This window comes from Humibacter antri (genome assembly GCF_054777235.1).
In genome coordinates this window covers 225,354-238,130 of the sequence record NZ_BAAHAW010000048.1, presented here as the reverse complement: position 1 = coordinate 238,130, position 12,777 = coordinate 225,354, and the positions used below count along the sequence as shown (strand labels likewise).

Sequence of the window (12,777 nt, the reverse complement as noted above, 5' to 3'; positions counted from 1 at the left end):
GACAGATCTACCGAACCCTCGCCACAAACATCACCATCACGCCTTGACAACAGCCATAGAAGGGTCAGCGGGCATTCTTTGGGGACTGCGAGTCGCCCTTCCAGAGCGGTTGGTTGAGCCAGTCGGCGGCCAGACCCATGGAGCCGATGTCGATCCACTCGGTACCGGGGAATGATTTTAGAAGTGTTTCGACTCGTTGAGCCCAGTCGCCGGGATGGATGGACTCGAGTAGGTATGCCATTACCGCGAGTGCGCTGTAGACCCCGAATTGCTTTGGCGCCTCCTCCTGACTCAGATGCGCGAGTAGCGGCACGGCGGTGGGACGGGGACGCCGCGGAGCAGTGACCAGTTTTCGGTTGAACAGCCGCGCATGGTGGGCGGCGATATTGCGCACGTAGTTCACCGTTGCGATCCAACTGGCCATCAACCGTTTTGTTGGCACGCTGAATGATGTTGCGATCTCTGTGGCGACGTCGTTACGCAGTCCCGCGTAGAGGCGTGCGATGTGTCCGAGCTCGAGAATCTCGGTGAGAGCCCAGATCGGCATCCGACCCTCGTACTTCTCCCGAAAGTGCGCGACGAACGCCTCATCGGAACTGTTTTGTCGCTCTTTGACTCGGGCCAGCCAGAGTTCCTGGGTACTCGCCTGGGTTGTGTCGTCGGGTGCCACACGCGTCGTGAAGGAGCTGACGAACAGGGCAGGATCTTCGTGCGCGAATGGGGAGTATCGGCCGAGTGTGTATCCGAGTTGCATCCGTAGCGCGATTTCGATCCGCTCGACTGCTTCCAGCACGAGCATGCGCAGTTGGCGGTCGAAGTCGAGCAGCCGCGCTGCGTCTTCGATATGCGTTCCCGCCTGGTATTCGTTGAGCACGCGAACTCGGGTTCGGTCCTCGTCGTCGAGGTACATCTCGGACTGCCGGAACGGGTAGAGATACCCGGTCAACCTGTAGTAGCCCACCTCGCGCAGCAACGCCGCCGCGCGTTCCCGGTCGCCGATCTGGACACCCCGATCGGCGAGCCTGTTGATCTGGTCCTCGACCGACTGCCACGGCTTGGCGTACTCCACCAGCGCTCCCAGTGAAAAGAAAATCGGCCCGAGCCGTTAGGCGAGCGGGCCGATCATGATGAAGTAACCATAGCAAGCCCGACCGACAAGCGCGCACGCTGACGGATCCGTCATCGTGCGTGGGCTACTTGTCGAACCGGACTCCGGCAGGGTTCGGTGGTCGCAGGGTCAATACGAGGATCACAACTCCGAAGACGAGACCGAATATGCCGGTCGCAACGGAAACGGCGACGGCGGCTGTAGTGCTTCCAAATGGTGCAGTGCTCAGCAGCGGCTGGATTCCAAGGGCGTTCAGCGCTGCTTGCACTCCAGCGAGCACGAGGAACGGCAGCGCCCACCAGCCGTGATGGTTGGAGTCATGCAGACGTCTCCAGCTCAGGGCCGCGAAGGGAACGATTGTCGCTGCTGTCCAAGCGATCTGGAAGCCGACGACCAGCACCGGCGGAGCGCCACCACCAGCGATTGCACCAATGACGGCAATCACGACGCTCGCGAGAATGTTGATACCGAAGTAGGTCAGGGCCCACCACCAGAACTCGGCACGGCTCGCTCGGCCGGTGAAGGTGGCGTACTTCTGCCAGAAGCGCGTGAAAGCTGTGCCGAACGGCGCCCCATAGTACGGCTGATCCAGCGGAGGTACCCCGCTGGGCTGGGTCTCAAGCGGCGGCACCGACGGCTGTGGTGCTGGGGAGAGATCGGGCATCTTTGCCTCCGGAAGCGGTGCTGATAGTGGGAGATGTCAGCACACGATATCGGAGGAGGGAACTCACGCAGACCCTTCGATCAAGCGTCCGATAGCCGATTCGTCAGCGGAACGTCTTCGTCACATCGGAGAAGAAGTCGAAGAGGAACGTGAGAGTCCTGTCGACCCAAAGCGGGAGGCGAAGGGCACGGATATCAGTTGGTTCCGTCGACGGCGAGTGTCCTCTGTGCACAACCCGAGCCTGCCATGGCTCGCGTCGACCACGATGACCGATCCCTCATCGAGCACTATTCAGTCAGGCGGCCAGTGCTTGCCGTCCGGGACGATCCATCTGAGGGCGTCTCCGTCGTCGAGCCGCTTCTGAACCTTTGATCGTCGTTCAAGGAACTCGTCGGCTCGAGCGCGGAAAGCCGCAGCAACAGCCGGCTCGGCCGCTGGGCCGTCTGCCCTGAAGACGACTCGATCGGCTGAGTTCGCTCGCGGAAGGTACTCAACGGCGAATTCCTGTCCGACCACTTGAGACAGCTGCTCGGCCAGATGCACGCCCTCCGAGTCGTATGAGGCGACCAACTCCGGCGTTGCGTTAGGGCTGTCAAGCCCCGCGTAATAGGTCTCTTCCCATTCCTGCATTGCCACGCGCAGATCCTGCGGTATGTGCGCGCTGTCGTAGTCGAAGGGGCCGATCGCGAACCATATGATCGTGCCGGCGTAGTCGGGAAACACGCGGACGGTCGTCGACAGATATCGAGTGAGCTCGCGCATGCTCGGACTCTATTCGTCGAAGCTCCATCGCGCTGCATGTCGGTGGCCGACCCCTCGCATGCCCTACTCAGTGCACGATGATGGATCCCCTTGTGAAACATGGCGGACAGCGTCTTCTGTAGGAATGGGCCATCTCTCGCCCGGAATCCGAACCAGATATCACCGCCAAGTGTCGTGGAATCCGCGGTGGTCATCGCCATCTCGGTGCGGAACCTACACTGACTCCCGAGACCTACCTCGGGACCACGAAGCAGGTGAACTGCGGCGGGTCGCAGCCGTACTCGGCCAAAACGACGCACTTCACTCTGCCGAAGTCGCGGCCGAAGAACACGTTCGCGCTCGACGGTTCCTGGATCCTGCGGCACGCAGCATGCGGAACCCGGCGGCGCCGGCGCAGGCATCCGGCTCTCGTACACAGCCCTTCGGGTGCAGATGGTGCTGGGGGGTCAGGGCACCGTGACGGTGCGTGACGGCACCGGCGTCAAGACGGTCCGGGTGTCGGGGGTGCCGCGCGAGTACGTTGCACACGTGCGGGGCTCCGTGGGGGCCGGAACACTCGAGGCGACGGTCGGCTCCGGCGTGAAGGTCTACTCGTTCACGTTCGGCCGATCGGTGAGCGCCGGGCAGCGGATTCGCCGGCGGCGCGCGAGGCCGACTCAACCTGGGAAACCCCTCAAAAGGGGTACATTGTGCAATCCGCCGTCCATAGTGCCCCGGATCACCCGCGACGGCCGGAACACGTTCGGTCGTCAATCGTTAGGAGTTCTGGAAATGAACAACTTCACGAAGCGAGCAGGGATGCTCGGCGGCGCCGCCGCTCTCGCGACCGGTCTCGTCGTCGGAGGGATGGCGATCCCGGCCAACGCATCGACGCCGAGCCACGCCGCATCCAGTCACAGCAGCGACTCGGCCACCAGCGTGAGTCCGCGAACGCTGGACTACCTGAGTTTCTCCGACGTCGCCGGGCGGCTGCACCTGATGCCGCGTACCGACGTGGGCAACGGAACGCTGGTGAACGGCTCGTTGGTGAACGGGCCGTTGGTCGGCCCGGTCGCCAGCGGTGACACCGTAGGTGATGTCGCCAGCGGGAATCCGATCGCGAGCGGGAACGAGGTGAACGGCAACGCGGTTGCCAGTGGGAACTCGACCGGGAACGACAACTCGGTGCCCGTCGCATCCGGCGACAGCACGCTGGTCGCCTCCGGCAACGCCACCAGTGCGGGCAACGGCGATTCCGTCACTGCCCCGATCGGTTCCGGCAACACCGCATCGCTCAAGAACCTCGGCGCCGCACTGTCGTCCTCGGTCGACAACACCGTCGACAACGCGCTGAACAGCACCGCTGGGCTCGGCGGACTGCTCGGCCGATAGGCCACGACGCAGGAAGGGGCCGGCAGCCACAAGCGCCGGCCCCTTCCTTGCGGTGGTGAACCTGCAGGAAACGGGATGACCCGATCAGTGAGCGGTGATCTTGCCCGGATTGAAGATGCGGCCCGGATCCGACGCGTCGAAGAGGCTTTGCATCAAGTCCGCGCCCTCGGCGGAGATGTCCTGACCCAGCCAAGGGGAGTGCTCGATGCCCACGCCGTGGTGGTGGGACAGCGTACCCCCCGCGTCGATGAAGGCCTGCTGAATCGCGCCCTTGACCACGTCGTACTGATGCAACGCGTCCCCGCCGTGCACGAAGGCGAACGTGAAGTATAGGCAGGCCCCCGACGTGTAGGAGTGGGAGAGGTGGGCCATGATCCAACCCTTGACGCCGAGCTCGTCGAAGGCGGCGTTCGCGCGCGCGAAGACCTCGTTGTAGAGAGGCAGCAGCCGCGACCATGGCGCAGCGGTCTCCGACACATCGGCTGCGGCGCCGCGATCGAGCAGAAAGTCGCGAAGGTAGGGGGTGTCGAACTTCTTCTGGTCGTAGAGCACGCCAGGGCCCTTGCCGACACCGATGCCGCCGTGCTTCTTCACGATGCGGCCGACGATCTTCTGCTGTCGGGCGACGTGCGAGTCCGAGCCCTCGTAGCCGATGAACGAGAGGCACATCTGCTCGGTGTCCCAGCCGCGGGCGGTCAGGTACTTGCCGAGAGCCTTCGTCACGAGGCCCGAAACGCCCTTGCTCTCCTTGCCGGTGGCGAAGGAGAACCCCGTCTCACGCGCATCCGAGACCCGGGTGATGGATGGCTCGGCATCGCTCTCCGAGATCGCCCGCATCGCGGCGAGGCCGGCCTCCCAACGGGGGAAGAGGTAGGCGAGCACGACGCGCTTCTGCGGTGTGCGCCGGATCTGCACGGTGACCTCGGTGATGACGCCGAGGCGGCCCTCGCTGCCGACGATCATCTCGCGCACGCTCGGGCCGGTTGCAGCGCTCGGAATCGCTCGCACGACCAGCACGCCACCTGGGCGCACGACCCGCAGACCGCGGGCGATGTCTGCGATGTCGCCGTACTTGTCGGACTGCATGCCCGAGGAGCGGGTGGCGACCCAACCGCCCAGCGTGGAGTGCGTGAAGCTGTCGGGATAGTGCCCAAGGGTCCACCCCCTCTCCTGCAGCTGCGCCTCCAGATCGGGGCCCTGCGCCCCCGCCTCGATGCGGGCGAGACCGGACTCCTCGTCGATGTCGACGACACGGTTCATCCTGCCGAGATCGAGCGAGATGACGGTGCGGGACTCATCGACCGACGGTTCCAGGCTCCCGACGATGTTGCTGCCGCCGCCGAACGGGATGATCACCGTGTCTGTGCTCGCCGCGAGATCCACGATGTCCTGCACCTCGGCCTCGTCCGCCGGATACACGACGACGTCCGGCGTGCGCTCGAGGCGCCCCGATCGCACCCGCATCAGATCGCGCAGACTCTTGCCGAACGTGTGAACGACACGATCGTGACCGTCCGTCGACACGCGACCGACGCCCGCGATCGCTTCCAGCCGGTCGACGAAATCCGGCCGTGCGAGACTCTCGGGAACCTCGACGTCGTCGAATGGCAGCGGGTCGGGCGCAGGAACGTTCACGTCGAGCCCGACGGCCATCTGAACGAACGGCGCGAACGCGGGCTTGTCCTGGTGGTGGAACCCGACGCCGTCGACACCCCAGCCCCACCATTTCATGTGCTTCACGTCGTCAATGGCCTTGGTCAGCCGCGTGGCATCAGTCATTGACGCGCTCCTTCGCTGCAGTGGATCGACCAAGAATACGGGCCGCGTGCTCCTCGTGCAGCCTCACGATCTCAGATCTCAGCCGTTCGGTGAACTCGGGCGCCGACTCGCCAGCGTGCGGCAGCATCGGCTCGCCGAAAATGACGCCGACCGGAAGCCGACCCGGTTTCGGCCAGTTGGAACTGCGTGGATGCGCGAGATGAGCCCCGATGAGGGCCAGCGGAAGGCAGGGGACCTGCCGCGACGCCGCGAGGGCTGCTGCACCCGGTTTGAACGCGCCGATGGTGCCGTCCCGAGAGCGTGTGCCCTCGGGAAAGATGAGCACGGGAACCCCGCGGGCCAGAAGGGATCCGGCTTTGACACCGCGCACCGTGGATGACCCGCGATCCACCGGGAACGCGTTGAAGAAGAGTGCAGTCAGCCCCCTCCGCCAGCGCACGTCGAAGAAGTAGTCTCCTGCGGCGCCGGCGGCGAGATAGCGGGCGAGACGACGCGGCAGGGCGCCGACGATCAGGGGAGCGTCGAGGTGGCTGGCATGATTCGCCACCACGATGAACGCCCCGTTCAGGCTGTCGAGCTTGGTGTTGTGCACCACTGTGACGCTGGTCAGCGACCACACCAGAGGCTTCAGCAGCATGCGCTGGGCGGCGAACCGTGCCGCCGCGAGCGATCGCGAGGTGAATCGGTCGCGTGGCATCATGGTGCCGCCGGATGACGTCGGCGGCGAGACGAGAGCGAGCCCGAGACGGCGCGTACGGCGCTCCGTGGTGAATGACGAACCATCCAGATGAGCAGTCGGTACCGAAGAGTAGGTATGGAGATCACCTTGCCTTTGTCGACATCGCGTAAACACGCCTCGACAAGGTATTCGGAGTCCAGCCACATTCCGTTGGGAATCGAACTCGAACGGATGCCGGCACGTTCATGAAACTCGGTACGCACCCATCCCGGACACAGCGCCGTCACCCTCACGCCGGTGCCCTTGAGTTCGACCGCGAGGCTCTCCGTGAAGGCCGTGACCCACGCCTTGATGGCCGAGTAGCTGCCCATGGCGAGGAACCCGGCCGTGCTCGAGACGTTGACGATCGTTCCCTCGTGGCGCTCGCGCATCGCACGCGCCGCAGCGGCGGAGAGCACCAGCACGGCGCGGCACATGACATCCAGGCCGTAGTCGTGAAGCGATGTGTCCGGATCGGTCAGTTCGACCGGAATGCCGAACCCGGCGTTGTTGATGAGGATCTCGATGGGCCGCGAAGCATCCTCGAGGCGGGCAGCCACTCGTGCCACGTCATCACGCGAGCCGAGATCGGCGACGATGATCTCCACCGAGCGACCGGCTGCTCGCAGTTCTCGCGCCATCGCCTCGAGACGTTCCTCCGATCGCGCGACGAGCACGATATCGTGTCTTCGATCCGCGAGTGTGCGGGCGAATGCTGCGCCGATGCCGGATGTGCCACCGGTGATGAGAGCAGTAGACATGGCCCTCACGATACGGTGCGTGCAGGCTGCGCGACGCAGGATGGCCGATTCGCACCTGACGACCGAGATTGCTTCAGATCATGACGAATGACAACGCGCCGGCAGGCTCGCAGAGCGAGCTCTTCGACGTGCGCGCATTTGCACGAACGGCACATGGAAGCCATCGGGACCAACTCGACTTGTCGGAGTTCGCCGAGACGCCCTTGCCACCCGATACGCTGCGCGCCCTCCGTCTTCTGCGTGGCTTCGAGGCATCCACGATGGCACACTTGCGCAACGTGCTCGTGACCGCGACTCACAAAGATGCCCGCGTGACGGCGTTTCTCGTGACCTGGGCGTTCGAGAAGTTCTGGATCGCCGACGCGCTCGCCGGCGTGCTCGCGGCGCACGCAGAGGCCTCCCCGACGGATGACCGGAACACGGTTGCCGGACCGCGGCGCCATGCTCGCGCCGAGGCATCGGACCGCCACGGTCCGATCCGGCGAGCACTCACCGGCTTCAGGGTCGGTACGCCCATCATCGCCGTGCACATGACTGCAGGACTCGTCGACGATTGGGTGACGGGGGCGGCATACGCGCGGCTGGCGGGATCGTCCGACAGTTCGGCCTTGACGGCCACGGTGGCGCGGATTCTGCAGATCAAGGCGCGTCACTCGGCCTTCTTCTCGCAGGAGGCCGAGCGGCGCCTTGCCGGCTCGGAGCGAGCTGTGCGCCTGACCGCCAAAGCGCTGACCTCCACGGCGTGGCCGCTGGGAGCATTGACCTGTTCGGCCGACGAGCGAACGTTCTTCGAGACGTACACGTTCGGTGGGTCGAAGGGCAGGTCGCGTGCCGCCGAGATAGAGCGGAGCATCGCAGCGCTTCCCGGGATCGATGAGGTGACGGCCGCCGCAGCGATCGAAAGACTGGTCCCATGACCTCGGGTCCTGCGTCGGCTCCGAAACCGGTGATGAGCACGACACCCCCTCCCGATCTCGGCCCTGCCCATGTGCTGCTCACCGGCGGTACGGGGTTTCTCGGTCAGGCGGTGCTCGAACGGCTTCTCTCGGGGCATCCGCAGACGACGATCTCGATCCTCGTGCGACCGAAGGGCAGCACGAGCGGCGAGAAGAGGCTTGCGACACTCATCCGCAAGCCGGTGTTCCGGGGCTGGCGGGATGGCGTAGGCGAGGAGGCCGCCGACGCGATCGTGCGGAAACGGGTACGCGTTCTCGAAGGAGCACTGGGCGATCTGCCGCCACTTCCGAACGATCTCGGCATCGTCATCCACAGCGCGTCCACTGTTTCGTTCGATCCCCCGATCGACCAGGCGTTCGACACCAACATAGGGGGAGCGATCGGGCTGTACGAGGCCCTCTCGGCGTCCGGAAGCGACCCGCATGTGATTCACGTCTCGACGGCCTATGTCGGAGGAACTCGCAAGGGAGCCGTCCCCGAGGCGCGCCTGACGCACGACGCCGATTGGAGAGCCGAGTACGACGTCGCTCGAGGAGCGCGATCCCGCGCCGAGATCGCTTCACGGCAACCTGAGGCCTTGCGTTCCTTCATCGTGGCTGCGCGCGCGCAACACGGCAAAGAGGGTCCCCAGGCCGTCGCCGACGCGGCAGAGGCCGCTCGCATCGAATGGGTGCGCGCCGAACTGGTCGACCAGGGCCGCATCAGAGCGCAGAGCCTCGGCTGGACCGACGTCTACACGCTGACCAAGGCGTTCGCCGAGCGTGCAGCTGAAGAGATGTGGGCTCGGTCCGGACAACGACTCTCGATCGTGCGCCCCTCGATCATCGAAAGCGCCTTACGTCATCCGTTTCCTGGCTGGATCGACGGGTTCAAGGTCGCCGATCCGTTGATCCTGGCGTATGGTCGCGGGATTCTCCCGGAGTTCCCGGGGCTGCCCGACAGCATTCTCGACATCATCCCCGTCGACTTCGTCGTGAATGCGATCCTGGCGTCCGCTTCGGCCCCACCGCCGCCACGGGAAGTGGAATACTTCCACGTCGCATCCGGAACTCCGAACCCGTTGCCTTTCCACGCCATGGTGCGCAACGTGAACGAGTACTTCCGTGCCCATCCCATGCCGACCCCGGACGACGGGCACGTGCGCGTGCCCACCTGGAAATTGCCGGGCGGCCGCGAAGTCGAACGCAGGATCGTGCTCGCCGAGCGTGTCAACACCGGCCGCGAGAGACTCATCGAACGCATGCCGTCAACGCCGCAGACGCGGTCATGGCTGGCTCGTGCGCATCAGCGGCGAAGCGACCTCGAATCGTATCGGAGCTTCTCGAACCTCTATCGCGCCTACGTGCAGTCGGAGGTCATCTTCGACAACCGGCGTACCCGGGCTCTACACGACTCACTGCCCGAAGCATTGCAGCCCGATCACGGTTTCGATGTCCGCGACATCGATTGGGACGACTACCTGCAGCGTGTGCACATACCGTCGATCATGAACCTGACCCGTGCATTCGCCGTGCGGCCGGCCGGGCGCGAGCGTGCCGCGAAAGCTCTGCCGAAGCGCAGCGACGTCGTCGCCGTCTTCGACCTCGAGGGAACCGTGGTCGATTCGAACATCGTCGAGCAGTACCTCTGGGTGCGTGCCTCGGGATTCGGCATGGCGGCCTGGCCGGGGGAGGTGCTCGGGCTGCTGGCCTCCTTGCCGCGTTACCTCCGGGCCGAGCATCGCGATCGCGGCGAGTTCATCCGATTGTTCCTGCGACGCTACAGCGGCATGCCGGTGGCGCGGCTGGAGAAGATCATCGCACGCGGTTACCGCGACAGGCTTCTGCGGCACACGATTCCGGCCGCTGTCGAACGCATCCAGGAGCACAGGGCCGCCGGGCACCGCACGGTGCTCGTCACCGGTTCGATCGACACGCTCGCCGCACCGCTGGCCGGCCTCTTCGACGAGGTCGTGGCGAGTTCCATGCACGAGCGCGACGGCATCCTGACCGGGTATCTGGCCAAGCCGCCGCTCGTCGACGAGGCGAGGGCCGCCTGGTTGAAGCAGTATGTCGAGGACTACGGGCTGAACCTCGCTCAGTCGTACGGATACGGCGACAGCCACGCAGATCTGGCGTGGCTTCGGTTGCTCGGCCATCCGAACGCTGTCAACCCCGACACCCATCTGTCTCGCGAAGCGCTCCGAAGAAGATGGAGAATCAACGATTGGAAACGCGGAACCCGCGGGATCGATCGCACTGTCATTCGCAGCACCGGCGGCAGTATCGCCGACGTGAACCGGGAAGGAGCATGAGGCGGGATCGAACCCGCCCCACCGACCATGGCATTCGACATCGACAAGTACACCGAGACCTCGGTGAGCGTGCACTGGGACGACCTCGATTTCGAGCGTTTCCGCACCGACCCGATACCGGAAGGCTCGCTGCGCACCCTGCGATATATGACGGATGTGGAGTACCACACCGTGTGTTACACCCGTGATCTGCTCACGACGCCCTCGCACAAGGAGCCGGAGGTGAGTGCGTTCATGACGATGTGGAATCGCGAAGAGTTCTGGCACGGTGAAGCGCTCGCTGCCGTGCTCGCGATTCACGGCATCACCGTCGATTTCGATGAGCTGAAGGCGCGCCGACTCAAGCTGGGCTGGAAGGATCGGCTCGATCCGATCAAACAGTCCGTTCTCGGGTCGCTGGTGGGAAACGACTTCGTCGCAGTGCACATGTCATGGGGCGCGGCGAACGAGCTGTCGGCGATCGCCGCGTACAACCGCATGGCCGAGCTGGAAGAGCATCCCGTGCTCGCCGAATTGCTGCGTCGCATCGCGAAGCAAGAGGCGCGGCACGTCGCGTTCTACACCTCTCAGGCGCGCGACCGTCTGGCGGCGAGCCCCAGGGCTCAGAAGCTCACGCGATTGGCACTGCGAAAGTTCTGGGCTCCGGTCGGCTCGAGCATCATGGAGAAGGCCGAGGTAGTCCACGTGATGAATCATCTGATGAGTGGCCCGGATGGCCGTAGAGCGGCAGTCAAGATCGATGACTCCATCGCCCGCATGCCGGGGCTGGCCGGGCTCACCATAGTCGAGGACTCCCTCGACCGGCTGGGCATCCCGGCCTAGGGCATAGGTACTACCGGCACCTGGGCGTGCGGAACTTCAGCTGGCGATCGTGACGACGGGTTTCGTCGTCGGCTGCTTGGACCCGCCCGCGGGTTCCACGGTGAGCCCGACGATGTCACCGGCACGCATGGTGCCGTGCAGAACGTCCCACTGACCCGACAGGAGTCCGGCCGAGCGGGCGTGACCGTCCCTGATGTACCAGAGCTGGTACGTCTTGCCGGACGGCGCGGCCGCCACGCCGTCCACGATCATGGCGGACTCGCCCAGCGACGGGGACCAGACGAGGGTCGCCGTTCCGCCGCCGGTCACCGTGGCAGTGGATCGCTGCGCGTCGGGCGCAGACGTGATCGACGCGAGAGCGTCGGCCTGCGCCGTGCTCTGCCCAGGCTGCGACACGGCGACTCCCACCGCCGTGCCGCCTGCGAAGAGGATGACGGCCGCGGCGGCCGCAGCGGCCACGACGGCCGGACGGCCGTACCAGCGCCGCTGGGCTTTCCGTTCCGCTTTCGTCGGTGCAGGAGAGCCGCCCTGCACTGCCTCCGCCGAAGCATCCGGAGCGAACTCGGGTGCGACCGGTCCGGGGCTGAAGTTGTCGGCGCTGAAGCTGTCGGGCACGACCCCCTCGGGGCTGGGGCGGTGCTGCGGCGTGATAGCGATCTGCGCCATCAGCCGGGCCTTCAGATCCGTGGGCGGTGCGGCCACCGGTGGCGCGTCATCGAGCGCCCCGGCGACCTTCGCGAACGAGGATGCCTCGGCACGGGCTTCGGGCGAGGCCGCCAGAAGCCGCTCGTAGCGTTCGCGCTCTTCAGGCGACAACGACCGCAGGGCGTGTCCGGCGGCGAGGAGACGGGCGTCGTCGTAGTTCGCGTCGTCGTCTCGTGTGTTGTTCATGCCGTCACCCCCAGTTCGTGTCTGAGCCGAATCATCCCATCGCGGAGCCGTGTCTTCACTGTGCCGACGGGAACGCTCAGCAGTTCGGAGATCTCCGTATGTGTGAACCCGCCGTCGTAGGCGAGCGCGATCGCCTGGCGCTGAACATCCGACAACCGTTCCATCGCTCCGGCCACGCGCTCGCCTTCGACACGGATCTCGGCCGTCTCGGCGACGTAGTCTTCCACGCGGTACTCACGGATGCCCACTCGCAGGTCGCGATCATGCGAGGCCTGCGCGGAGCGGATCCGGTCGATGGCCCGTCGCTTCGCCAATGTCATGATCCAACCGATCGCTCGTCCCCTATTCGGATCGAAGACGTGAGCGGATTGCCAGATCTCGAGAAAGACCTCCTGGGTGACCTCTTCCGCTTGCGACCGGTCGATCACCAGGCGCAGCACGGCGCCGAAGACCCTGGAGGCGACGGCGTCGTACAGCTCCCCGAAAGCCGGCTGATCGCCCGACGCGACCCGCACCATGAGACGGTCGACGGCCTGCGACGGATCGACGGCGTCGCCTCTCGTCACGTCGGCCGACTCAGGATGCATCCCTCCAGCATCCCAGTAACTGCGGCCGATCACAGAACGACAGCATCGGCGGACGACTGTCGTG

General features: G+C 65.3%; 13 protein-coding genes and 1 pseudogene. 6 read left to right on the top strand and 8 right to left on the bottom strand.

Annotated elements, in window-relative coordinates:
- Positions 1-64: 64 nt before the first annotated feature.
- From ACYVDK_RS18050 to ACYVDK_RS18040, 3 genes are all read right to left on the bottom strand, one after another.
- The gene (locus ACYVDK_RS18050) at positions 65-1,069 is read right to left on the bottom strand and encodes an Abi family protein (RefSeq protein WP_460524350.1); all 1,005 of its coding nucleotides are present in this window, start codon (positions 1,067-1,069) and stop codon (positions 65-67) included.
- A gap of 124 nt (positions 1,070-1,193) precedes the next feature.
- Positions 1,194-1,772, bottom strand: coding sequence for a DUF805 domain-containing protein (locus ACYVDK_RS18045; protein WP_460524348.1), 579 nt, complete (start codon positions 1,770-1,772; stop codon positions 1,194-1,196).
- A gap of 291 nt (positions 1,773-2,063) precedes the next feature.
- Positions 2,064-2,534, bottom strand: a complete 471-nt coding sequence (locus ACYVDK_RS18040; RefSeq protein WP_460524346.1) for a hypothetical protein — start codon at positions 2,532-2,534, stop codon at positions 2,064-2,066.
- Between the two features lie 131 nt (positions 2,535-2,665).
- On the opposite strand from ACYVDK_RS18040, the gene ACYVDK_RS18035 reads away from it, so the two are divergent.
- The 3 genes and pseudogenes from ACYVDK_RS18035 (at position 2,666) to ACYVDK_RS18025 (ending at position 3,905) form a co-directional block, all read left to right on the top strand.
- Positions 2,666-3,004 carry a hypothetical protein gene (locus tag ACYVDK_RS18035; RefSeq protein WP_460524356.1) on the top strand — a complete coding sequence of 113 codons (339 nt, stop codon included), beginning with the start codon at positions 2,666-2,668 and terminating at the stop codon, positions 3,002-3,004.
- Positions 2,913-3,128, top strand: a pseudogene (locus ACYVDK_RS18030) (cytochrome c biogenesis protein DipZ); the annotation flags it as partial. The gene ACYVDK_RS18035 and the pseudogene ACYVDK_RS18030, both read left to right, overlap by 92 nt.
- Before the next feature lie 177 nt (positions 3,129-3,305).
- On the top strand, positions 3,306-3,905 hold the full coding sequence (locus tag ACYVDK_RS18025) for a hypothetical protein (protein WP_460524344.1): 600 nt from the start codon (positions 3,306-3,308) through the stop codon (positions 3,903-3,905).
- Positions 3,906-3,989: 84 nt separating this feature from the next.
- Here the strand turns inward: ACYVDK_RS18025 and ACYVDK_RS18020 are convergent, their stop codons facing one another.
- The 3 genes from ACYVDK_RS18020 to ACYVDK_RS18010 are packed head-to-tail and all read right to left on the bottom strand — an operon-like array spanning position 3,990 to position 7,163.
- The gene (locus ACYVDK_RS18020) at positions 3,990-5,684 is read right to left on the bottom strand and encodes an FAD-binding oxidoreductase (protein ID WP_460524342.1); all 1,695 of its coding nucleotides are present in this window, start codon (positions 5,682-5,684) and stop codon (positions 3,990-3,992) included.
- On the bottom strand, positions 5,677-6,384 hold the full coding sequence (locus tag ACYVDK_RS18015) for a lysophospholipid acyltransferase family protein (protein WP_460524340.1): 708 nt from the start codon (positions 6,382-6,384) through the stop codon (positions 5,677-5,679). Before ACYVDK_RS18015 ends, ACYVDK_RS18020 begins: the two co-directional genes overlap by 8 nt.
- Complete coding sequence (locus ACYVDK_RS18010) at positions 6,381-7,163, bottom strand: SDR family NAD(P)-dependent oxidoreductase (RefSeq protein WP_460524338.1); 783 nt, start codon at positions 7,161-7,163, stop codon at positions 6,381-6,383. Before ACYVDK_RS18010 ends, ACYVDK_RS18015 begins: the two co-directional genes overlap by 4 nt.
- A gap of 80 nt (positions 7,164-7,243) precedes the next feature.
- Between ACYVDK_RS18010 and ACYVDK_RS18005 the strand changes: the two genes are divergently transcribed.
- The 3 genes from ACYVDK_RS18005 to ACYVDK_RS17995 are packed head-to-tail and all read left to right on the top strand — an operon-like array spanning position 7,244 to position 11,235.
- Positions 7,244-8,080: a hypothetical protein gene (locus ACYVDK_RS18005; RefSeq protein WP_460524336.1), complete on the top strand. Its 837-nt coding sequence runs from the start codon at positions 7,244-7,246 to the stop codon at positions 8,078-8,080.
- Complete coding sequence (locus tag ACYVDK_RS18000; protein WP_460524334.1) at positions 8,077-10,413, top strand: SDR family oxidoreductase; 2,337 nt, start codon at positions 8,077-8,079, stop codon at positions 10,411-10,413. The genes ACYVDK_RS18005 and ACYVDK_RS18000 overlap by 4 nt, the downstream gene beginning before the upstream one ends.
- A gap of 27 nt (positions 10,414-10,440) precedes the next feature.
- Positions 10,441-11,235, top strand: a complete 795-nt coding sequence (locus ACYVDK_RS17995; protein ID WP_460524332.1) for a ferritin-like domain-containing protein — start codon at positions 10,441-10,443, stop codon at positions 11,233-11,235.
- Positions 11,236-11,271: 36 nt separating this feature from the next.
- On the opposite strand, the gene ACYVDK_RS17990 is transcribed toward ACYVDK_RS17995, so the two are convergent.
- Complete coding sequence (locus tag ACYVDK_RS17990) at positions 11,272-12,126, bottom strand: anti-sigma factor (RefSeq protein WP_460524330.1); 855 nt, start codon at positions 12,124-12,126, stop codon at positions 11,272-11,274.
- Positions 12,123-12,713 (bottom strand): sigma-70 family RNA polymerase sigma factor, encoded by a 591-nt coding sequence (sigK, locus tag ACYVDK_RS17985; protein WP_460524328.1) that lies wholly within the window; start codon positions 12,711-12,713, stop codon positions 12,123-12,125. The genes ACYVDK_RS17990 and sigK overlap by 4 nt, the downstream gene beginning before the upstream one ends.
- Positions 12,714-12,777: the final 64 nt, after the last annotated feature.